The sequence below is a fragment of the Streptomyces sp. SM10 genome, assembly GCF_002910915.1.
In the GTDB taxonomy this organism is placed as follows: Bacteria; Actinomycetota; Actinomycetes; order Streptomycetales; family Streptomycetaceae; genus Streptomyces.
In genome coordinates, this window is record NZ_NEUF01000183.1 from 21,008 (window position 1) to 43,117 (window position 22,110).

The window sequence follows — 22,110 nt, forward strand, 5'->3', positions numbered from 1 at the left end:
ACGGTGCGTCAGGCGTGCTCGCCGCTCAGGTGGTGCACCCGGACCATGTTGGTGGTGCCGGGGACGCCGGGGGGCGAGCCGGCGGTGATGACCATCGTGTCGCCGTCGCTGTAGCGGTTCAGCTTCAGCAGCTCGGCGTCGACCAGGTCGACCATGGCGTCCGTGTTGTCCACGTGCGGCACGACGTGGGACTCGACGCCCCAGCTCAGCGCGAGCTGGTTGCGGGTCGACTCCTCCGTGGTGAAGGCCAGGATCGGCTGCGCCGTGCGGTAGCGGGAGAGACGGCGGGCTGTGTCGCCGGACTTGGTGAAGGCCACCAGCGCCTTCCCGTCCAGGAAGTCCGCGATCTCGCAGGCCGCCCGGGCCACCGAACCGCCCTGGGTACGGGGCTTCTTGCCCGGCACCAGCGGCTGGAGGCCCTTGGACAGGAGCTCCTCCTCGGCGGCGACGACGATCTTCGACATCGTCTTGACCGTCTCGATCGGGTACGCGCCGACCGAGGACTCCGCCGACAGCATGACCGCGTCGGCACCGTCGAGGATCGCGTTGGCGACGTCGGACGCCTCGGCGCGGGTCGGCCGCGAGTTGGTGATCATCGACTCCATCATCTGGGTCGCCACGATCACCGGCTTGGCGTTGCGGCGGCAGAGCTCGATGAGGCGCTTCTGCACCATCGGGACCTTCTCGAGCGGATACTCGACGGCGAGGTCGCCGCGGGCGACCATCACGGCGTCGAAGGCGGCGACGACGCCCTCCATGTGCTCGACGGCCTGCGGCTTCTCGACCTTGGCGATGACGGGGACCCGGCGGCCCTCCTCGTCCATCACCTTGTGCACGTCCTTGACGTCCTCGGCGTCCCGGACGAAGGACAGCGCGACCATGTCGCAGCCCATCCGCAGGGCGAAGCGGAGGTCCTCGACGTCCTTCTCGGAGAGGGCGGGGACGTTGACCGCCGCACCCGGCAGGTTGATGCCCTTGTGGTCGGAGATGACACCGCCCTCGATGACGATGGTGGTGACCCGGGGGCCGTCGACCGAGACGACCTTCAGCTCGACGTTGCCGTCGTTGATCAGGACCGGGTCGCCCTTGGCGACGTCGCCGGGCAGCCCCTTGTAGGTGGTGCCGCAGATCGACTTGTCGCCGGCGACGTCCTCGGAGGTGATGACGAACTCGTCCCCGCGGACCAGCTCGACAGGACCCTCGGCGAACTTCGCGAGGCGGATCTTGGGGCCCTGGAGGTCGGCGAGGACACCGACCGCACGGCCGGTCTCGGCCGCGGCCTTGCGGACCCGGTCGTAACGGCCTTGGTGCTCCTCGTGGGAACCGTGACTGAAATTGAAACGGGCCACGCTCATGCCGGCCTCGATCAGAGCGACGAGCTGCTCATGGGAGTCGACGGCGGGACCGAGGGTGCAGACGATTTTGGAACGGCGCATGAGGCGGATCCTATCGGTTTGTTTCACTGCGGAATATTCCGTCTGGTGGAAGATACAAAGGGGCGCGGGGCCGCTCAGTTGTGGACCAGCGCGAAGGTCTGTCCGGCGATCTCCAGCTCCTCGTCCGTCGGCACCACGGCGACCGCCACCCGTGCGTCGTCGGGCGAGATCAGCCGGGCTTCACCGGACCGCACGGCGTTGCGCTCCGGGTCCACGACCAGGCCGAAACCCTCCAGTCCCGTGAGCGCAGCCTCCCGTACCGGAGCCGAGTTCTCCCCGACCCCCGCCGTGAACACCACGGCGTCCACCCGGCCGAGGACCGCCGAATAGGCGCCGATGTACTTCTTCAGCCGGTGGATGTAGATGTCGAACGCGAGGATCGCCCGCTCGTCACCCTCGTCGACCCTGCGGCGGATCTCCCGCATGTCGTTGTCGCCGCAGAGGCCGACCAGGCCGCTCCGCTTGTTGAGCAGGGTGTCGATCTCGTCCGTCGACATCCCCGCCACCCGCTGCAGGTGGAAGGTGACGGCGGGGTCGATGTCTCCCGAGCGGGTGCCCATGACCAGCCCCTCCAGCGGGGTCAGCCCCATGGACGTCTCCACGCACCGGCCGCCCGCCACCGCGGAGGCCGAGGCGCCGTTGCCCAGGTGCAGCACGATCACGTTCACGTCGGCCACCGGACGGCCCAGCAGCTCGGCCGTCCTGCGCGAGACGTAGGCGTGGGAGGTGCCGTGGAAGCCGTAGCGGCGGATGCGGTGCGCGTCGGCGGTCTCCACGTCGATGGCGTACCGCGCCGCGGACTCCGGCATCGTCGTGTGGAACGCCGTGTCGAAGACAGCGACCTGGGGCAGGTCGGGGCGCAGGGTCTGAGCGGTGCGGATCCCGGTGATGTTCGCCGGGTTGTGCAGCGGGGCCACCGGGACGAGGCGCTCGATCTCCTTCAGTACCTCGTCGGTGATCACGGTGGGCTCGGTGAACCTCAGCCCGCCGTGCACCACCCGGTGGCCGATCGCCGCCAGCTCGGGGGAGTCCAGCCCGAGCCCGTCGGCCGCCAGCTCGGCGGCAGCGGCCTTCAGCGCCTCCTCGTGGTCGGCGATCCTGCCGGTGCGCTCGCGGGGTTCCCCGCCTGTCAGCGGGGTGTGCACCAGCCGGGAGGCCGACTCGCCGATCCGCTCGACCAGACCGGTGGCCAGCCTGGACCGGTCGCGCATGTCCAGCAGCTGGTACTTCACCGACGAGGAGCCGGAGTTGAGCACGAGTACGCGGTGGGCGTCGTTCATGGAGCGGGAGCCTTCGCTGGTCGGGCCGGTGGTCATCGTGGTCATTCCTCGCTCTGTGCCTGGATCGCCGTGATGGCCACCGTGGTGACGATGTCCTGGACCAGCGCGCCGCGCGACAGGTCGTTGACCGGTTTGCGCAGCCCCTGCATGACCGGGCCGACCGCGACCGCGCCCGCCGAGCGCTGGACCGCCTTGTAGGTGTTGTTGCCGGTGTTGAGGTCCGGGAAGATCAGTACGGTCGCCCGGCCCGCCACCTCGGACGCCGGCAGCTTGGTCGCGGCGACGGACGGCTCGACCGCCGCGTCGTACTGGATCGGGCCCTCGATGCTGAGGTCCGGCCGTGAGGCGCGTACCCGTTCCGTGGCGTCCCGCACCTTGTCGACGTCGGCTCCCGTGCCCGAGGTGCCCGTCGAGTAGGAGAGCATCGCGATCCTGGGGTCCACGCCGAAGCGGGCAGCGGTGGCGGCGGACTGCACCGCGATGTCGGCGAGCTGTTCCGCGTCCGGATCCGGGTTGACCGCGCAGTCGCCGTAGACCAGCACCTTGTCGGCGAGGCACATGAAGAACACCGAGGAGACGATCGAGGCGTCGGGTTTCGTCTTGATGATCTCGAAAGCCGGCCGGATCGTCGCGGCCGTGGAGTGCACCGAGCCGGAGACCATGCCGTCGGCCAGTCCCTCCTGGACCATCAGGGTGCCGAAGTAGTTGACGTCCGAGACGACGTCGTACGCGAGCTCCACCGTCACCCCGCGGTGCGCGCGCAGCGCGGCGTACCGCTCGGCGAAGCCCTGGCGCAGTTCGGAGGTCGCCGGGTCGACGAGCCGGGTCCCGGCGAGGTCGATGCCCAGGTCGGCGGCCTTCTTGCGGATGACGTCGGTGTCCCCGAGCAGGGTCAGGTCGCAGACGTCGCGGCGCAGGAGGACGTCGGCGGCGCGCAGGACGCGCTCCTCGGTGCCCTCCGGCAGGACGACCCGGCGCCGGTCGGAGCGGGCCTGCTCCAGCAGTTCGTGCTCGAACATCATCGGGGTGACCCGGCCGCTGCGGGCCACGGAGATCCGCTCCAGCAGGGCGCCGGTGTCCACGTGGCGCTCGAAGAGGCCGAGCGCAGTCTCCGCCTTGCGGGGGGTGGCCGCGTTCAACTTGCCTTCCAGGGCGAAGAGTTCTGCGGCCGTGGGGAAGGAGCCGCCGGTCACGGCGACGACCGGGGTGCCCGGCGCGAGGCGGGTGGCGAGCCGGAGTATCTCCTCGCCGGGGCGCTCGTTCAGGGTGAGCAGGACGCCCGCGATGGGCGGCGTGCCGGCGCTGTGGGCCGCGAGCGAGCCGATGACCAGGTCCGCGCGGTCGCCGGGGGTGACGACCATGCAGCCCGGGGTCAGGGCCTTCAGGAGGTTCGGCAGCATGGCGCCGCCGAACACGAAGTCCAGTGCGTCCCTGGCCAGGCCCGAGTCGTCGCCGAGCAGAACCGTTCCGTCCAGGGCGGTCGTGATCTGGGAGACGGTGGGTGCGGAGAGCGCGGGATCGTCCGGCAGTACGGAGCAGGGGACCGGGAGCTGCTCGCTGAGGCGCTCCGCGATGCCCGCGCGGTCCTCGGACGCCACCCGGTTCACGATCATCGCCAGGACGTCGCAGCCGAGGCCGGCGTACGCCCGGTAGGCGTTGCGCGTCTCGGCCCGCACGGACCCGGCGTCCTGGCCCTTGCCGCCGACCACCGCGATCACCGAGGCGCCGAACTCGTTGGCGAGCCGGGCGTTCAGGGCCAGTTCGTCGGGGAGCTGGGTGGCGGCGAAGTCGCTGCCGAGGACCAGCACCACCTCGTAGTCGCGGGCCACCTGGTGGAACCGCTCGACGAGCAGGGAGACCAGTTCGTCGGTACCCTTCTCCGCCTGGACCGCGGAGGCCTCGTGGTAGTCCAGGCCGAAGGCGGTCTCCGCGCTCTGGGAGAGCCGGTAGCGCGCCCGCAGCAGCTCGAACAGCCGGTCGGGTCCGTCGTGGACGAGCGGGCGGAAGACGCCGACCCGGTCCACCTGACGCGTCAGTAGCTCCATGACTCCCAGATCGACGACCTGGCGGCCGTCTCCCCGGTCGATCCCGGTCACGTACACGCTGCGCGCCACGCGTGGTCTCCGTCCTGTTTGGCTGGCATTGTCCCTTTGACGATACCTACCGGGGCAGGTGAGCCGCCCGCCGGGAGCCCTGCCCCGGCAGGGCCCTGACGGGCCCCGGACGGCGCCCGCCCGCGGGGCCGGAAGCGCGGGTGCCCGGCTCGGCGTGGGACACTCGTCATGGCTCACGGTACGGGGGTTTCTCCACGGCCCCCGGAATCCATGGCACTAGCGAGCAGGAGACAGAGCAGGATGCGCATCGGAATTCTCACCGCAGGCGGCGACTGCCCAGGCCTGAACGCTGTGATCCGGTCGGTCGTGCACCGCGCCGTCGTGGGGCACGGCGATGAGGTCATCGGCTTCGAGGACGGCTTCAAGGGGCTGCTCGACGGCCACTTCCGGCCCCTGGACCTGAACGCGGTCAGCGGCATCCTGGCGCGCGGCGGCACGATCCTCGGTTCGGCGCGTCTCGAACGCGACCGGCTGCGCGAGGCCGCCGAGAACTGCGCCGAACTCTCCCTCCGCTACGGCGTCGACGCGCTGATCCCGATCGGCGGCGAGGGCACGCTCACCGCGGCCCGCATGCTGTCCGACGCCGGAATGCCCGTCGTCGGCGTCCCGAAGACCATCGACAACGACATCTCAGCGACCGACCGGACCTTCGGCTTCGACACCGCCGTGGGCGTCGCGACCGAGGCCATAGACCGCCTGAAGACCACGGCCGAATCCCACCAGCGGGTCATGGTCGTCGAGGTCATGGGGCGTCACGCGGGCTGGATCGCGCTGGAGTCCGGCATGGCCGGCGGTGCGCACGGCATCTGTCTGCCCGAGCGGCCCTTCCAGGTCGACGACCTGGTCAAGATGGTCGAGGAACGCTTCGCGCGCGGCAAGAAGTTCGCCGTCATCTGCGTCGCCGAGGGCGCCCACCCGGCCGAGGGCTCCATGCCGTACGCCAAGGGCGAGATCGACCAGTTCGGCCACGAGCGCTTCAAGGGCATCGGCAACCGCCTCGCCGCCGAGCTGGAACTGCGCCTCGGCAAGGAGGCCCGGCCGGTCATCCTCGGCCATGTGCAGCGCGGTGGCACGCCGACCGCCTACGACCGGGTGCTCGCGACCCGCTTCGGCTGGAACGCCGTGGAGGCCGTGCACCGCGGTGACTTCGGCCGGATGACGGCGCTGCGCGGGACCGAGATCGTGATGGCCCCCCTGGCGGACGCCGTGACCCGGCTGAAGACGGTCCCCAGCGACCGGATGTACGAGGCCGAGTCGGTCTTCTGAGCCGCCCCTGCGGTGCGCACCCGGCCCCCGCCCTCCGCCCCCGGAGGGCCGGGGCCGCCGCTGTCGCCCCGGGGCGGACCGGGTGAACGGCCGGAAGGGCTCAGATGCCCGCCGTCCGCCAGAACTCCTCGACCACCCGGTCCAGGAACTCCCGGCCCTCCTCGCCCGCAGTCCCGGCCCGGTCCCGGCCCGTGGTGTTCCAGCTCAGCGTCGAGACCATCAGCGCCTGGTAGTCGGTGTGCAACTGCTCCAGCACGTCCTGGACCAGGATCCGGTCCAGCGGCACGAGCCTGTCCACCGGGCGTACGTAGGCCTGCCAGCGGGTGGTGACCGCCCTGGTCAGCAGGCCGGCCAGCTCCTCGTTGCGGCCGGTCGCCGTCAGGAACTGGGCCGCGGACATGTCCAGCGCGTCGCAGAGGGCCACGGCCTGGCGCTCGTTGCCGCGCCAGCGCCCGGAGTCCTCGATCTTCTGGTACGCGGCGACCGTCATCCCGAGCGCCCGCGCCACTTCGTCCAGCGCGAGGTCCCGGGCCAGCCGGTGGTCGCGCAACGTGCTCGCGGCGGACAGTAGTTCGCCCGGCGCGCACCACAGCACCCCGGCCAGTGCCATGAGTTCGCGTTCGCCGGGCGTGGCCGTGCCACGCTCCCAGGCCATCACGGTCTCGGCCGTGATCCGCATTCCGTACTGGGCGCCGAGCCCGTACGCAACATGTCCGGGAGCCATTCCCAGCGCCTCGCGGAGGCGGCGCGCGGCGGGGGCGTTGAAGGGTGGGATGGGGTGCACGGCCCCACCGTAGAAGCCCGGGAACGGCCTGGCTACAGGCTGTTCCTATCAGTTCACCCTTCGTATGATCCTCCTAGCGCCTCCCCGGAGGCGCCCCGGACCATCAGCGGGTTTCAGCCACCCAGTGGTAGTGCAGCTCGGGCCGGCCCACCTGGCCGTAGCTGGGCCGGCGCACGGCCCTGCCCACCGTCACCAGATGTTCCAGATAGCGGCGCGCGGTGATCCGGGAGATCCCCAGATCCTCCCCGGCGGCCGCCGCGGTGACCCCCTCCGGCGCCTCCCGCAGCGCCCGCGTCACCGCCTCCAGCGTGGGGCCGCTCAGCCCCTTGGGCAGGGTGGCCGGGTCCGCGACCCGCAGCGCGCCCAGCGCCCGGTCCACCTCCTCCTGGCCGCTCGCCTCACCGGCCGCCGCCCGGAATTCCGCGTACCGCACGAGCCGGTCGCGGAGCGTGGGATAGGTGAACGGCTTCAGCACGTACTGCACGACGCCGAGCGACACACCCTCCCGCACCACCGCCAGATCGCGCGCGGACGTCACCGCGATGACGTCCGCCGCGTGTCCCGCCGCCCGCAGGGACCGCAGCAGCTGCAGACCGTGTCCGTCGGGAAGGTACAGGTCGAGCAGCAGCAGGTCCACCTCCGTGCGCTCCAGCGCCCGGACGGCCTCCGCCCGGGAGCGGGCCACGGCGGCGACCTCGAAGCCCGGCACCCGGTCCACGTACAGCTGATGGGCGTCGGCGGCCACCGGGTCGTCCTCCACGACCAGCACCCGGATCACGGCGCCACCCTCTCCACCGCGCGGCCGGAGAGCGGCAGCCGCACCGTGAACTCCGCGCCGCCGTCCGGTGCCCGGCCCAGCGTCACCGCCCCGCCGTTGCGGTGCACCGCCTGCCGCACGAGCGCCAGGCCCAGGCCGCGGCCCGTGCCGTTGGTCGTCCAGCCCCGCCGGAACACCTCGTCCGCGTCGTCCGGGCCGATGCCGGCGCCGGTGTCCGCGACCCGCAGCAGGAGCTCGCCCGCCTCCGTCCGCGCGGTCACGGTGACCAGGGCCCGGAGGGCGGTGCGCTGGGCCGGGACGGTCCGGCCGGACGTGCCCGTCGCCGTGTCGGACGCGGCGTCCACGGCGTTGTCGATGAGGTTGCCGAGGATCGTGACCAGGTCCCGGGGGGCCAGCGCACGCGGCAGCGCCCCGTCGTCGATCAGGCTGTCCTCGGCGAGCACCAACTCCACGCCACGCTCGTTGGCCTGCGCCGCCTTGCCGAGCAGCAGCGCGGCCAGCACCGGTTCGGCCACCGCGCCCACGACCCGGTCGGTGAGGACCTGCGCCAGCTCCAGCTCCGCCGTCGCGAAGTCCACCGCCTCCTCGACCCGGTCCAGCTCGATGAGCGAGACCACGGTGTGCAGCCGGTTCGCCGCCTCGTGCGCCTGGGAGCGCAGCGCCTGGGTGAAGCCGCGTTCCGAGTCGAGCTCGCCGGACAGCGCCTGGAGCTCCGTGTGGTCCCTCAGCGTCACGACGGTGCCGCGCCGCTCGCCGCCGACCACCGGGCTGGTGTTGACGACGATCACCCGCTCCGCCGTGAGGTGGACCTCGTCCACCCGCGGCTCGGACGCCAGGAGTGCCCCGGTCAGCGGCGCCGGCAGCGCGAGCTCGTCGATCCGGCGGCCGACCGATCCCGGGGCCAGCCCCAGCAGCTCCCGGCCGGCGTCGTTGATCAGGGCGACCCTGCGCTGCCCGTCCAGCATGATCAGTCCCTCGCGCACCGCGTGCAGCGTCGCCTCGTGGTACGTGTGCATCCGGCTCAGCTCCCCGGCGTTCATCCCGTGCGTGTGCCGCCGCAGCCTTGCGTTGATCACGTACGTCCCGAGCGCCCCGAGGGCCAGGGCGGCCCCCGCCGCCGTACCCAGGGCGCCCAGCTGTTCCCGCACCTGCGTGGACACCCGCTCGACGGTGATGCCCGCGCTCACCAGGCCGACGATCCTGCCCCCGTCGCGGACCGGGGTGACGACCCGTATCGAGGGCCCCAGCGTCCCGGTGTAGGTCTCCTCGAAGGTCTCGCCGAGCAGGGCGCGCTCGGTGTGACCGATGAACCTCCTGCCGATCTGGGACGGGTCCGGGTGGGTCCACCGGACGCCCCGGGGGTTCATGATCGTGACGAAGGCGATCCCGGTGTCCTGGCGGACCCGCTCCGCGTACGGCTGGAGTACGGCGGACGGGTCCGGGGTACGGATCGCCTCCCGCACCGAGGGAGATCCGGCCATGGCGAGGGCGGCCACCCGCACCTGGCGGGCCGCGGTCTCCTCCGCCTGGGAACGGCCCGAGGCGTACGCGAAGAAGGCGCACCCGGCCACGACCGCCGCCACGAGCAGGGCCTGCATCGCGAACAGCTGGCCGGCCAGGCTGCGGGGGAGGGTCCGGGGCAGGCGCATGCCCCACAGTCTGCACGGAGGGGCCCACCGGCCCAAGGTGGCCGATAAACGTCCGTGAACGATATGAACGCAAGGGTGACGGCCGTCACAGGGAAGTGAATAGTCACCGGGGCCCCCAGGGACGGGGAGCCACCGCATACCCGAGGAGACCCCCGTGGCAGAGAAAGCCGCACGACGGGACCGCACCCATTACCTCTACCTGGCCGTGATCGCCGCCGTGGTGCTGGGCATCACCGTGGGCCTGGTGGTTCCGGACTTCGCCGTGGAGCTCAAGCCGATCGGCACCGGCTTCGTCAACCTCATCAAGATGATGATCTCGCCGATCATCTTCTGCACGATCGTGCTGGGCGTCGGCTCCGTACGGAAGGCCGCCAAGGTCGGAGCCGTCGGCGGTCTGGCCCTCGGCTACTTCCTGGTGATGTCGACCGTCGCCCTGGCCATCGGCCTGGTCGTCGGCAACATCCTGGAGCCCGGATCCAGCCTCCACCTCACCGACGCGGCCCGCGCCGCCGGTGAGGCGCAGGCGGGCGACAGCGAGACCACCGTGGACTTCCTGCTCGGGATCATCCCCACCACCATGGTGTCCGCCTTCACCGAGGGCGAGGTCCTGCAGACCCTGCTCATCGCCCTGCTCGCGGGCTTCGCGCTCCAGGCCCTGGGATCCGCCGGTGAGCCCGTCCTGCGGGGTATCGGCCACATCCAGCGCCTCGTCTTCCGCGTCCTCGCCATGATCATGTGGGTTGCCCCGGTCGGCGCGTTCGGCGCGATGGCGGCGGTGGTCGGGGAGACCGGCGTGGACGCACTGAAATCGCTGGCGGTCATCATGATCGGCTTCTACGTGACCTGCGCGATCTTCGTGTTCGTGATCCTCGGCGCGATCCTGCGCCTGGTGGCCGGGGTCAACATCCTCTCCCTGCTGAAGTACCTGGGCCGTGAGTTCCTGCTGATCCTCTCCACCTCCTCGTCCGAGTCGGCCCTGCCGCGGCTCATCGCGAAGATGGAGCACATGGGCGTCAGCAAGCCCGTCGTCGGCATCACCGTGCCGACCGGCTACTCCTTCAACCTCGACGGCACCGCGATCTACCTCACGATGGCCTCGCTCTTCATCGCCAACGCCACGGGCGACCCGCTGAGCATCGGCGAGCAGATCTCGCTGCTGGTCTTCATGGTGATCGCCTCGAAGGGCGCGGCGGGCGTCACCGGCGCCGGCCTGGCCACCCTCGCGGGCGGCCTCCAGTCGCACCGCCCCGAACTGGTCGACGGTGTCGGGCTGATCGTCGGCATCGACCGCTTCATGAGCGAGGCCCGCGCCCTGACGAACTTCGCGGGCAACGCGGTGGCCACCGTCCTCGTCGGCACCTGGACCAAGGAGATCGACCGGGAGCGGGTGGACCAGGTCCTCTCCGGCGCCCTTCCGTTCGACGAGCGGACGATGACGGACGACGCGCACGCCGGCGGCGAGCCGCACGTCCCGGACGCCCGGGACGGCGGCGAGGAGCAGCCCTCGCTGGTCAAGGCGTAACGCCTCGTCGCGCGCTCGGGCGGCCGGTACGGGAATCCCGTGCCGGCCGCCCGAGCGCGCGACGAAGAGCCGCACTCGCGCTGCTGCTCCCGATGCTCGCCGGCGTGGCCGGATGCGGCGCCGACGACGCGACCGTGGCGGGGGAGGCGGTCTACGGGCAGCCGCTCGCCGAACAGTTCCAGGCGGCGACCGGCGCCACCCGCGGCGCGGGTACGGCCGCCTTCCTCTCGACGCTGACCTACGGGACGCGGTGCGCCACCAACGGCGACACGGGGCTCGGCACCTCGGAGATCGTCCGCCCCGTGGACTGCGCGGACCGGCACGACATCCGGGTGCTGGACCAGGTGGAGGTGGACCGGGTGTTCCCCGGCAACCGGCGCATCGCGAACGGTGACGCCTACGGGAAGGCGGAGTGCGAGCGCGCCGACGCCGCCGCACCGCAGGACTGGCGGCGCGGCGGCCGCTACGAGGACGGGTTCGGCTTCCTGGAGGAGTCCAGCGTGGAAATGACGGTCTCCATGGGCGGGAAGACCGGCGGAGGCGGGACGGAGACAAAGGTGACGGGCTCCTACACCTGTTTCCTCACCACCGCCTGAAATCGACGAGACGACGGGCTTTCGGGCAGCGGCCAGGGGGTGCGGGCGACGGCCGCCGTCCGGAATCCCTCCCGAAGCCCGTCCCGTCCCGTCCCTTGCCTTGACGCCGACGTCAAGGCTTACGGTCGCGGTATGCGAATCGGGGAGCTGGCCGAACGTGCCGGTACGACGACACGGACGCTGCGGTACTACGAGTCGCGGGGCCTGCTGCACGCGCACCGCGCGCAGAACGGCTACCGCACGTACGACGAGAGCGACCTGCGGCTGATCCGGCAGATCCGGACGCTTCAGGACTTCGGGTTCGACCTGGAGGAGACCCGCCCCTTCGTCGACTGCCTGCGCGCCGGTCACCCGGCGGGCGACTCCTGCCCCGCCTCGCTGGCCGTCTACCGGCGCAAGCTCGGCGAACTGGACGCACTCATCGGCCAGTTGCAGGGCGTCCGGGCGGAAGTGGGTGCCCAGCTGGCCCGCGCCGAGCTGGAGGCGTCGGCCGAGGTGCCGGGCGGCCCCGAGCCACGATGTGAACTGAACTGGGAGGACGAGGGATGATCCACGCAGAAGGTGTCGCCGAGGTCACCGACACGACGTTCGACGCCGAGGTCCTGGGAGCCGGGCTGCCGGTCCTGGTCGAATTCACCGCCGACTGGTGCGGCCCCTGCCGTCAACTGGCCCCGGTGCTCGGCGCGATCGCACGGGAGGAGGCCGGTCGCCTGAAGGTCGTCCAGATCGACGTGGACCACAACCCGGGCATCACGAGCCGGTACGCGGTGCTGTCGATGCCGACGCTGATGGTGTTCCAGGACGGCGAACCGGTGCAGTCGATGGTGGGCGCCCGTCCGAAGCGCCGGCTTCTCCAGGAGCTGGAGGACGTGCTCCCGGCGGCGGCCTGAGGCCTGGTCCCGCTCAGGGCGTCGGACGGCAGCCGCCCGCCGGGCCCCGTGGCCGCCGAGGGGGCGGTCGATGGGGCCAGGAGATCGCCGACCGGTACGCGCTGGAATCCGGCGTGGCAGTTGAAGGGCTTGTAGGTGACGTGCTGAGCGACGGGACCGCCTCCGATGTCGAGCTGGCGGCGTTCGCCCCCGTGCTCCACGCGGCCCTCCGCGACGTTCTGGCCATAGCGATGCGCGAGTAGTCCTCACCCCCGGTCGGGTGAGGTGCCGTGCTTCGGGTCGGCGGGGCATCTCACCCACGATTGATGGAGAAGGTGCGCCGTTGGATCAGTGAGGGACAACGGCGCATTACGCACTGTTGTGGGCCCTGCACCCCGCGATAGCATCTCGCTGTCCACCGCACCAGGCAGGGTCGGTGACGCGCGAGGGGGATCGTGGAGCAGCGTGATGTGCAGGGCCACTACGAACAACTGGCGGTCGAGTACGACGATCACTGGGTGTACGGGCCGAGCTACATCCCCTGGATGGCGTCCCGCATCGCCGAAGCGCTAAGGCTCGCGGCCACTGACCGCATCGCCGACATCGGTTGTGGCACAGGGCTGTTCGCGCGAGAGGTGACGAAGGCTGTCCGGCCCACCCACCCTGTCCTCTGCGCGGACCCGTCGGAAGCGATGCTGCGTCAGATCGGTACGCCACCCCCGCCCGGCCTGACGCCGGTCGTTGCCTCGGCGGAGAACATCGCTGATGGCGACGTCGAGCTGCCGCAGGGCCGGCTCGACGCGATGTGGTTGAAGGAGTCGGTCCACCATCTCCCGGACCCGGCGCGGACACTGCGAGGACTGGCCGCTCGGCTGGCGCCCGGTGGGCGCCTGCTGGTGGTGATGCTCCCGGCCTCGATCCGGTATCCGCTGTTCAATGCGGCACTCACCCGTTTCGAGGAGCTCCAGCCGGACCCGGCCGACATCGTGGGGCATCTGGAGTCCGCCGGAATGAAGGCCGGGCTCACCTACGTCGAGCACGAACTGCGCATCGACCGGGACAGATACTTCGGCATGGTGCGCGCTCGCTACATGTCGCTGCTCTCCACGTTCAGCGACGATGAGATCGAGAAGGGCATCGAAGAGATGAGCGCAGCTCACCCCGAGCCCGTCCTTGTGTTTCCCGACCGATTCGCCTTCGTCCTGGGTGAAGCGGAGAAGCGGCGAGGTGGGGGCGAATGAGCACTGTGGTTGATGAACGACTGCGTCGGCTCCGGAGCGAACTGGACGATCATTCGCGGATCGCGGACCACCTCGGGCTCGACCTCGAGCGTCCCCTACGCAGCCTCAACGACGGCTATCCCGAAAATGCCGTGGCGCTCGTCGGGAAGCTGACCGAGAAGCTCCTCAAGGAGTTATGGCGCCACCACGACATCGAGGGCGACCCCACGACCAAGGCGTTGAACGACCTGGTCAAGCGCTGCCGTCCGCACATCCGCAGCAGCACGGTGATGGACGCCCTGGACGACATCCGCCGGCTCCGCAACCGCTCCACGCACGACGGATACGACATCAGCGACGAGGACGGCCTCCTGGCGGTGCGACGCCTCGTGGATGTGCTGGTCTGGTTCACGAACACGGGAAGTGCAGCGCTCCTCGGTGGAGAACCTGATGTGGCCCCAGAGGTGGCCAGACGCTGTGAGTTCCTGGCAGGCCTGTACGTCACCCTGGGCTATCGGCAGGCCAAGCGCTTCGTTCTCAGCCCCGATACCGTCTACCAGCTGTTCTGCCGCGAATCAGGCATGCGGTTCGAGTACGTGGAACTCATGCTCTCCCAGGAGGCGGACGACCTGAGCACGGTCCTCGCCGCCACCGGGGGCGAGTTGCTGCGGACCCGGTTGCCCAAGCTCACCAGGTTCGTCGTTCTGGAGGATGACAACGGCAGCGCGGCCTCCGGCGCACTTCACGACCTGCTCGGACTCGACTTCCGCATCGTCCGTTACGACGGCTTCGTCGAGACACTCATCAACCTCGATACACATATCGGGGCAATCTCGTCCTCGGCCGGGCACGTAGAGCCCCACGTCCCGATCAGTGCAGCCGTACTGTCCACGGACCCGCACACCGGCGAATCCCGGATGGCGGAGTCCGAGGATGCAGCGGAGCTACTCACCCGCCTCGCTCGGGGCAGTGCCAACGTGCTCGTTACCGGCCGTTCCGGAAGCGGGAAAAGCACTCTTCTGCGCTCCCTGGCGTCCAACCCCGGAACCCGGCGGTTCCGCTTCTACTTCGATCTCGGGCTCAAGCCCAAGGACGAGCCGTTCTCGGAGTACGCCGGGCGGCTCCTGGCGCCGTCCATGGCGTCTGACCGCTCCTGTGCCTACGACCTCTTCCTCTACCTGATCCGCTCAGGCACCGCGCTCTGTATTCTCGACGCGGTTGACGAAGGTGTAGAGGAACCAAGCCCTGCCGGCTTCCTGCGGCTCTTCGCGGACCTCGCGGCTGTGCTCTCTGCCGAGTCCGCCGTGGTCATGAGCTCGCGGGTGTCCTTTCTGGCCGACTCGCCACAGGTACGCCAGCTGTTGGACAGCGGAGCAGGCCGTTCCGAGCAGCTCGTCGAGCAGATGTACGCCAATGGAGTCGACCCGGCGAGGGTCCCGCACTTCCACCTCGTACGCCTCGCCGAACCTGATGCGACACCGTTGGAGAAGCGACTCACAGCGTCACTGGCGCTTCCTCCCGGTCAGCCCCTCGCCGACATCCTTGGTGCGCACATCGCGCACACACTGGCCGCTCATGGCCGAACAGGCATCGAAGAGCGCATGACCGCTTCGTTCGGGCACGCTTTTCTGACCGACCAGACCGTCTTTTCCCTTCTCGACCTGCACCGGGCGTTGGGGATGAGCGCGTTCAGCGGCGGGCGGCTCGCCTTCGACGCCTGTGTGTTCCTTCCTCTGCTACGCCAGGCGGGCTCCGACCAGGTCGCCTTCGTGCACACGGCCTACCAGGCGCTACTGGCTGCGCGGTATCTGGCTGAGGCCGAACACCGGGACACGGCGGCGGATGTACCGGGCGGCGCATTCATCACCGAGCAGGTACGGGCGTTCCTCGCGGGCCTGCCCGGGGGCCCGGCGACCGACGACTGCGTCCTGCCCGCCGGGACCTATCTCGTCGGCCCCGCGGAACGGCTCCTTCTGCGCCGAGTACCGCGATCCGTACGCTTCGATCGTGACGCCGTGACCGTGGCGCGCTACCGCCGCTTCCTCGAAGCGCTCAACAGCGACGGCACCTCTCCATGGGATCATCCCGACCAGCCGGCCAATGTCACGCACCACCCGTGGACCGACCGGTTGCGCGAGGCCGGCTACTACACGGACGCACGCTTCGACGCGTACCCGGCTGTCTGCGTCAACTGGTGGAGTGCCTACGCCTTCGCTGCATTCGAGGGCAAGAGGTTGCCTACGTCCTTGGAATGGGAAGCAGCGGCGCGCGGTACGGACGGGCGGCTGTTCCCGTGGGGCGATGCCCCGGACGCCGGCTTGGTCAACTGTGCGGACTCATGGGTCGGGCACTCCGTTGTCACCTACCAAGCCTGGTACGAGGACTTTGCGGGCGACGCTGTACGCAGGGCATGGGTGACCCCGGCGACCGAACGGCCCGGTAACCGTTCTCCGTTCGGCGTTGTGGACATGGTGGGCAACTGCTGGGAGTGGACGTCCACCAGTCTCGGGGATCCCGGTGAGGCCGTCATCTGCGGTGGCAGCTACGACAATCCGATGCGCGCGGTGCAGGTGAGCAGTAAGGGGATCTACCGCAAGCGCGGTGGGAGCAACGCGGTGGGTTTCCGATGCGTGGAAGATGTCATGACCACCGAGGAGACGACGGCATGAGCGGCGAGCCTCGCCACGGAACGATCATCGACCGGCGGTCGAGCGGTGGGGGAGTGAACGGCAGCCTCGGGTCCTACATCGTCCAGGATGACGAGGATCAGCGGTACTACGGCTTCGACTACCGGCAGATCGTGACCGAGGGGTTCCGGACCATCCGTACGGGAGAACCTGTCCGCTTCTACGTCTCGAATGCCAGCCCCGACCGAGCCGAGTTCGTCATCCGACTCGACCAGCCCGACCCGTCCGAGTACTACGGATGACCGCGCCGCTCCCTCTCGGAGCCGTCACCGGTGTTCGCCAGGAACTGGCGGTTGTCGTGCCCGTGCGCCTGCTGCGAACTCCGGAATGGGACCAGGGGCCGTTTCCGTTCGAACTGGGCAGCCGCCGCACCGACGCCGAGACGAGGGCGACGTACTTCGCCCCCGCCTCCGCGCGCGTGCTGTACGGCGGACCGGGCAGGCCCCGCCGCTGGTACCGGCCGATATCAGTCGTACATGACGGCGTGCACCTCATCGGCATGGAGCTTCTTCGCACTGCCACTGCCCGAAACCCCGATTACGCCCTCGCAGTGCTGCACTTCACGGTGGCCAGACCGCTCCTGCCTGTGGTGCGTGCGATAGCCGGGCGGGCTGCCGCCGATGGCGATGCCGCGATGCTCACCGGTCCGCTGGATCCTGCGGTGCTCCTCGATGGCCTGGCCGAAGTCACCAGCGCGACCGGTACGTTCGCCAGTTCCCGCCCCTATACCGTCGCTTTCCTTACGCCCGAGGCCGGTCACGGTCCTGCACTTCGTGCGGGCTATGAAGGGGAACTTCCGGACACTGCCGATCGCTGGCTCTGGCAACTGGCGTCACGGTCGACCCCGGTCGACTTCCCACTCGCCCCGGAGACCGCCGCCGTGGAGCTCGGTAACGCCGTACGCATCTCGGCGGACTGGAGTGCTCTGGTGTTGCGGCAGGGAGCTGCCTTCCTCGGTCACCGAGCCGATACAGGGGACGGGGACTTCTACGCGTTCGGGGCCCTGCACACGCGCACCGTCTATTTGGACGCGCTGCTGCTCGGGTCGCTGCAGCGTGACCATATCGACGAACTCACCGACGAGCTCTCGGATGTCTTTGACACCAGGCGGCTGGCACGGAGAGTCGCCACGCTGGAGCGCAACATCGCGGCCTTCCGAAGTACCTACTGGCGCCAGCACCTGACTGCCCACGGCCCGGCCAACGAACTGCTGCTCGCCTTCCAGAACCAACATCGGCTGCCCGACCGTTTCGGGGAGGTCCTGGCGGAGGCCGCTGACTACAGCCGCCTGGTGCAGACGCAGGAGAGCCAGCAGATCAGCGGCGCACTGGGAGCGCTCACGGTCCTCGGCCTGCCGCTCGGAACCTCGCTCGGCGTGCTTCAGGTCGTCGGCGACGAATCCATCAGCCACCTACTCGTCGCGCTCGGGATTTCCGTGGTCGTGACCGCCGGTGCTCTCGCGACGCGTTACGGGCGGCTGGTGCTCTCGTCGCTGCGCGGAGTCGGCAGGCCGTAGCCCACCCGAAGCTCAAGTCCCGGAACCCGGGACTCTGGGGCCGGGGTCCGAGCGTCGGAGAGGGGCCGGTCACTCTTTCGAGGGTACGTGCGAAGCTTCGGGCCCGGCACTTGAGCTTCGAGATTCGAGGGTTGGGGTCCGGGGGCCGGGATTCGAGCGATGTTGTTCATCCGGCAGGTAAGGAAAGGGGTTTGGGGAAACCTACCCACCCTCCCTACCTCGCCACGGCCAGCAAGTATGACTAATCGTGATCGGCTTGCGGCGCAGAGTCGCGGGTGCTTACGGTGCCCACAACGCAACGACCCCGGCACGGTGTTGGAAGCACCAGCCGGGGCCTGACCCCAAGATCGAAACGGCGATCCCGTGGCTACCCAGCACCCTAGCTCCGCCCCCTGCGCCCCCGCACCCTCGAGCTCGTACCGCCGGGCCCGCACCGGCTACGGCAAGCGCTCCGTGCGTGACCAGGCTCCGGCCCGGGCGGCCGACTTCGCCCTCCTCCCCGAGCGCGAGCGGTACGTCGCCGGATACGTGGACCACCTCCCCGACGGCGCGGCCATGGACATCAAGTCGCTGGCCAAGGACCTCCCGCTGTACGGCCAGATGGCCATCGGTACCGCCCTGCGCACCCTCGCGGTAGCAGGTCATCTCCGCCACGTACGCTGCCGCGTCGAATCGCTCGGCCAGAGCCGCTGGGTGACACGTACCTACTGGTCCCGCCACGCCCACGACAACGAGTGGTGGGCCACCTTCCTCGCAGGGGAGGCGACCGAGGCCAGCGGCTCGAAGACTGTGCGGGAAGTGCCTGCGCCTCCGCCGTCGTGGGTGCCCGCCGAGACGGAGCCGCCCGCGCCCCAGGAGGAGGCGAGCGGCCTCGCCGTGCCGCAGCAGAGGTCGCAGGCCGTTCCGGACGCTGCTCCGTCGCCCGCCTACCTCGCGCTGGCCCGGCTCGGCCGCCTCGAACCCCGGCTGGCCCTCTCCGCCGGGGACTGTGCCGCGCTGGAGCGGCTTGCTGCGGAGTGGTTCGCCCGAGGGGTGGGCGCTGACTACTTCACTCAGGCCCTCACCTCAGGGCTCCCGTCCCCGATCGGCTCGCCCGTCGGCTTCGTGCGCCGCCGCCTCATCGACAAGATCCCGCCCCTGCTCCCTGCCGCAGTCCCCGCTGCGGGGCAGACCGCGCCGGACGTACGGCCCGTCCTGGTGGAGTGCGCCGAATGTGGCCGCCCTGGCCCCGCCGACGCGTTCCCGGACGGTCTCTGCCGTCCCTGCCGCGCCACCGTCCAGGCGGGGACGACAGTCCCGGCGGAGTCGGTGGCCGAACCGTCTGGCGAACGGGATGTCCACGCGCTGGTGGGAAGCATCCGCAACCTGATGCGGGCACCCTGACGCCTTCGGGCGACAGCCGTCCACCCCGGCCGAACCCGTCGGGATGCCTGTCGATGCGGCTGGCTACGATCTTCCTCGACCCGGAACGCGTCGAGCGCGCCGGGGGAATCGATCATGGGGGAAGCAATGCGCAGGACACTTACCGCGACGGCCTTCGTCCTGGCGGTTGCTCTGCTGACGGGCTGCGGTGGCGGCGAGGAGAAGCCGGCCGAAGCGGGCAAGGGCGGCAGCCCCGCCGCTCAGGAGCCCGCGAAGCCGGAGGCGTCCGGCGGAGACGCCGTGGAGGAAGGCGACTCGCACGAGGTGACGATCAAGGTCGAGGGGACGGGCAAGAGCAAGGTCATGTACACCCTCGCAGACTCGGACTTCGCCGAGGTGGACCTGCCGTGGACCAAGACGGCCACCATCGCCCCTCGGGGCGCGGAGCGCGAGGTCGGCCGACTGGTGCTCGTGACGCCGGGCACCATGACCGCGGCCGACGGCATGCTGGTTGCGGCAGGGTGCTCGATCACGGTGGACGGTAAGACGGTCGTCGAGCACGAGGGCGGCAAGACGGGCAAGCCCTGCTCGTACAAGCTGAAGTAGGCGCTCAGCCACGGGAGCGGGACGCCCCGGTGCGGCTCGATGCGAGACCACGGACCGTGCGCTGTCCCGAAAGTCGAGGTCGCGGGATGTTCGCACGTCCGCAACCTCTTTCCGATCCGGGCCCTCCGTCCCCGGGCCCGCACCACGCGCTCGTGGTGCGGGCCCGGGGCAGTTCCCGCCCCGTCAGGCCGGTCGCAGCCACACCGTCGCCAGCGGCGGGAGCGTCAGCGTGATGCTGGTGTCCCTGCCGTGCGACGGCACAGCCTCCGGCTTCAGCGGTTCCTCGTTGCGCACGCCGCTGCCGCCGTAGCGCGTCGCGTCGGTGTTGATGACCTCCACCCAGGCCTCCGGACCGTCCGGCACGCCGATCCGGTAGTCCTGCCGCACCACCGGTGAGAAGTGCGAGACCGCGATCAGCGGGGAGCCGTCCGCGTCGTAGCGGACGAACGAGAAGGCGTTGTCCTCCGCGGCGCCGCCGTCGATCCAGCTGAAGCCCTCCGGCGAGGTGTCGCGCTGCCAGAGCGCGGGCAGCGCGGTGTAGACCGCGTTGAGGTCCGTCACCAGGGTGCGTACGCCGCGGTGGTCGCCGGAGGCCTCGTACGTCTCGTCGAGCAGCCACCAGTCCGGGCCGTGACCCTCGGACCACTCAGCTCCCTGGGCGAACTCCTGGCCCATGAAAAGGAGTTGCTTGCCCGGGTGCGCCCACATGAAGCCGAGGTAGGCGCGGTGGTCGGCGCGCCGCTGCCACCAGTCGCCGGGCATCTTGGTGACCAGGGCCTGCTTGCCGTGCACCACCTCGTCGTGCGAGATGGGCAGCACGTAGTTCTCGCTGTACGCGTACACCATCGAGAACGTCATCTCGTTGTGGTGGTACTTGCGGTGGATGGGCTCCTTGGACATGTACACGAGGGAGTCGTGCATCCAGCCCATGTTCCACTTCAGGCCGAAGCCGAGTCCGCCGGAGTCCGTGGCGCGGGTCACCCCGTCCCAGGCGGTCGACTCCTCCGCCATCGTGACGACCCCCGGGTTCCGCCGGTAGACCGTCGCGTTCATCTCCTGGAGGAAGGCGACCGCGTCCAGGTTCTCCCGGCCCCCGAACTCGTTCGGGGACCACTGGCCGTCCTCGCGGGAGTAGTCGAGGTAGAGCATGGAGGCGACCGCGTCGACCCTCAGCCCGTCGATGTGGAACTCCTCGCACCAGTACGTGGCGTTGGAGACCAGGAAGTTGCGGACCTCCTTGCGGCCGTAGTCGAACTCCAGGGTCCCCCAGTCCGGGTGCGCGGCCCGGTTCGGGTCGGAGTGCTCGTACAGCGGGCGTCCGTCGAACTCCGCGAGGGCCCAGTCGTCGCGGGGGAAGTGGGCCGGCACCCAGTCCATGAGGACACCGATGCCCGCCGCGTGCAGCGCGTCGACCAGGAAGCGGAAGTCGTCCGGGGTGCCCATGCGGGACGTCGGCGCGTAGAAGCCGGTGACCTGGTAGCCCCAGGACCCGCCGAAGGGGTGCTCGGCGACCGGCATCAGCTCGACGTGGGTGAAGCCCAGCTCCTTCACGTACGAAGGGAGCTGCGCGGCGAGCTGACGGTAGGACAGGCCCGGTCGCCAGGAGGCGAGATGGATCTCGTAGACGGAGAACGGAGCCTCGTGCACCGGACGGTCCCCGCGGTGCGCCATCCAGTCCGCGTCCTGCCACGCGTGGTGCGAGGCCGTGACCACCGAGGCGGTGGCCGGCGGAACCTCCGTGTGGCGTGCCATCGGGTCGGCCCGCTGGGTGTGGGACCCGTCCGGCCGGCAGATGTCGTACTTGTAGACGGCTCCCTCGCCGACCCCCGGGAGGAACACCTCCCAGACGCCGGTGGAGCCGAGCGAGCGCATCGGGAAGCCCGTGCCGTCCCAGTAGTTGAAGTCGCCCGTGACCCGGACACCGCGGGCGTCCGGCGCCCAGACCGTGAAGCGGGTGCCGGTCACGCCCTGGTGCTCCAGCGGCTGCGAGCCGAGGGCCTTCCACAGCTCCTCGTGGCGGCCCTCGCCGATCAGGTGCAGATCGAGTTCCCCGATGGCGGGCAGGAAGCGGTACGGGTCGTCCACCTCGATGGTGTTGTCCTCGTAGGCGACCTTCAGGCGGTAGCCGTCGGGTACGGAGGGCAGCGGCAGCACCCCGGAGAAGAAGCCGTCGCCGTCGCTCTGCAGCTCGGCCGGCTTGCCCCCGTCCAGGAGCACCGTCACCGAGCGGGCGTAGGGCCGCAGCGCCCGGAAGAGCACTCCGCCCGGGACCGGGTGTGCGCCGAGCACGCCGTGCGGGTCGTGGTGGTCACCGGCGAGCAGCCTGCCCCGGTCCGCGTCGTCCAGGGCGGTGGCGGGCAGGACGTTCTTGCTTCCGCCGCCGCGCCGGGGCGACCATGACGAGGACAGGGGTGCGGAGCCTGGT

Annotated in this window: 19 protein-coding genes; 12 read left to right on the top strand and 7 right to left on the bottom strand. The window is 70.3% G+C overall.

Features of this window, described 5'->3' with window-relative positions; genetic code table 11:
* Positions 1-8 precede the first annotated feature (8 nt).
* The 3 genes from pyk to pta form a co-directional block, all read right to left on the bottom strand.
* Positions 9-1,436, bottom strand: coding sequence for a pyruvate kinase (gene pyk, locus B9S57_RS30950; protein WP_103760474.1), 1,428 nt, complete (start codon positions 1,434-1,436; stop codon positions 9-11).
* A gap of 74 nt (positions 1,437-1,510) precedes the next feature.
* Positions 1,511-2,761 carry an acetate kinase gene (locus B9S57_RS30955; protein ID WP_374935996.1) on the bottom strand — a complete coding sequence of 417 codons (1,251 nt, stop codon included), beginning with the start codon at positions 2,759-2,761 and terminating at the stop codon, positions 1,511-1,513.
* Positions 2,758-4,830, bottom strand: coding sequence for a phosphate acetyltransferase (gene pta, locus B9S57_RS30960; protein ID WP_103760476.1), 2,073 nt, complete (start codon positions 4,828-4,830; stop codon positions 2,758-2,760). Before pta ends, B9S57_RS30955 begins: the two co-directional genes overlap by 4 nt.
* Before the next feature lie 240 nt (positions 4,831-5,070).
* Between pta and B9S57_RS30965 the strand changes: the two genes are divergently transcribed.
* Positions 5,071-6,096 carry an ATP-dependent 6-phosphofructokinase gene (locus B9S57_RS30965; protein ID WP_103760477.1) on the top strand — a complete coding sequence of 342 codons (1,026 nt, stop codon included), beginning with the start codon at positions 5,071-5,073 and terminating at the stop codon, positions 6,094-6,096.
* 100 nt (positions 6,097-6,196) lie between these two features.
* Here B9S57_RS30965 and B9S57_RS30970 read toward each other — a convergent pair whose 3' ends face one another.
* The 3 genes from B9S57_RS30970 to B9S57_RS30980 all read right to left on the bottom strand — a co-directional run bounded on the left by B9S57_RS30970 (position 6,197) and on the right by B9S57_RS30980 (position 9,307).
* On the bottom strand, positions 6,197-6,820 hold the full coding sequence (locus B9S57_RS30970) for a helix-turn-helix domain-containing protein (protein WP_258036713.1): 624 nt from the start codon (positions 6,818-6,820) through the stop codon (positions 6,197-6,199).
* A 163-nt stretch (positions 6,821-6,983) separates the two neighbouring features.
* Positions 6,984-7,658 (bottom strand): response regulator, encoded by a 675-nt coding sequence (locus B9S57_RS30975; RefSeq protein ID WP_103760479.1) that lies wholly within the window; start codon positions 7,656-7,658, stop codon positions 6,984-6,986.
* Positions 7,655-9,307, bottom strand: coding sequence for a sensor histidine kinase (locus B9S57_RS30980; protein WP_103760480.1), 1,653 nt, complete (start codon positions 9,305-9,307; stop codon positions 7,655-7,657). The genes B9S57_RS30975 and B9S57_RS30980 overlap by 4 nt, the downstream gene beginning before the upstream one ends.
* 154 nt (positions 9,308-9,461) lie before the next feature.
* On the opposite strand from B9S57_RS30980, the gene B9S57_RS30985 reads away from it, so the two are divergent.
* From B9S57_RS30985 to B9S57_RS31030, 11 genes are all read left to right on the top strand, one after another.
* The gene (locus B9S57_RS30985; protein ID WP_103760481.1) at positions 9,462-10,829 is read left to right on the top strand and encodes a cation:dicarboxylate symporter family transporter; all 1,368 of its coding nucleotides are present in this window, start codon (positions 9,462-9,464) and stop codon (positions 10,827-10,829) included.
* Positions 10,830-10,933: 104 nt separating this feature from the next.
* A complete protein-coding gene (locus B9S57_RS30990; RefSeq protein WP_146057831.1) occupies positions 10,934-11,425 on the top strand; it encodes a hypothetical protein in 492 nt (163 codons plus the stop codon).
* 132 nt (positions 11,426-11,557) lie between these two features.
* Complete coding sequence (locus tag B9S57_RS30995; protein WP_103760483.1) at positions 11,558-11,974, top strand: MerR family transcriptional regulator; 417 nt, start codon at positions 11,558-11,560, stop codon at positions 11,972-11,974.
* Positions 11,971-12,315 carry a thioredoxin gene (gene trxA / locus B9S57_RS31000; protein WP_103760484.1) on the top strand — a complete coding sequence of 115 codons (345 nt, stop codon included), beginning with the start codon at positions 11,971-11,973 and terminating at the stop codon, positions 12,313-12,315. The genes B9S57_RS30995 and trxA overlap by 4 nt, the downstream gene beginning before the upstream one ends.
* A gap of 113 nt (positions 12,316-12,428) precedes the next feature.
* Entirely contained in the window at positions 12,429-12,557 is a 129-nt protein-coding gene (locus B9S57_RS36035; protein WP_258036711.1) for a hypothetical protein, read from the top strand.
* Positions 12,558-12,749: 192 nt separating this feature from the next.
* Positions 12,750-13,535 carry a class I SAM-dependent methyltransferase gene (locus B9S57_RS31005; RefSeq protein ID WP_103760485.1) on the top strand — a complete coding sequence of 262 codons (786 nt, stop codon included), beginning with the start codon at positions 12,750-12,752 and terminating at the stop codon, positions 13,533-13,535.
* Positions 13,532-16,183: an SUMF1/EgtB/PvdO family nonheme iron enzyme gene (locus B9S57_RS31010; protein ID WP_103760486.1), complete on the top strand. Its 2,652-nt coding sequence runs from the start codon at positions 13,532-13,534 to the stop codon at positions 16,181-16,183. Before B9S57_RS31005 ends, B9S57_RS31010 begins: the two co-directional genes overlap by 4 nt.
* The gene (locus tag B9S57_RS31015; protein WP_103760487.1) at positions 16,180-16,443 is read left to right on the top strand and encodes a hypothetical protein; all 264 of its coding nucleotides are present in this window, start codon (positions 16,180-16,182) and stop codon (positions 16,441-16,443) included. The genes B9S57_RS31010 and B9S57_RS31015 overlap by 4 nt, the downstream gene beginning before the upstream one ends.
* The gene (locus tag B9S57_RS31020) at positions 16,440-17,717 is read left to right on the top strand and encodes a hypothetical protein (protein ID WP_103760488.1); all 1,278 of its coding nucleotides are present in this window, start codon (positions 16,440-16,442) and stop codon (positions 17,715-17,717) included. The genes B9S57_RS31015 and B9S57_RS31020 overlap by 4 nt, the downstream gene beginning before the upstream one ends.
* Before the next feature lie 363 nt (positions 17,718-18,080).
* Positions 18,081-19,100 carry a MarR family transcriptional regulator gene (locus B9S57_RS31025; protein WP_103760489.1) on the top strand — a complete coding sequence of 340 codons (1,020 nt, stop codon included), beginning with the start codon at positions 18,081-18,083 and terminating at the stop codon, positions 19,098-19,100.
* A 126-nt stretch (positions 19,101-19,226) separates the two neighbouring features.
* Positions 19,227-19,685 carry a hypothetical protein gene (locus tag B9S57_RS31030; RefSeq protein ID WP_103760490.1) on the top strand — a complete coding sequence of 153 codons (459 nt, stop codon included), beginning with the start codon at positions 19,227-19,229 and terminating at the stop codon, positions 19,683-19,685.
* Positions 19,686-19,868: 183 nt separating this feature from the next.
* Here the strand turns inward: B9S57_RS31030 and glgB are convergent.
* Positions 19,869-22,110, bottom strand: a 2,242-nt coding sequence (gene glgB, locus B9S57_RS31035) for a 1,4-alpha-glucan branching enzyme (RefSeq protein WP_258036712.1), incomplete at its 5' end; no start/stop codon positions are given.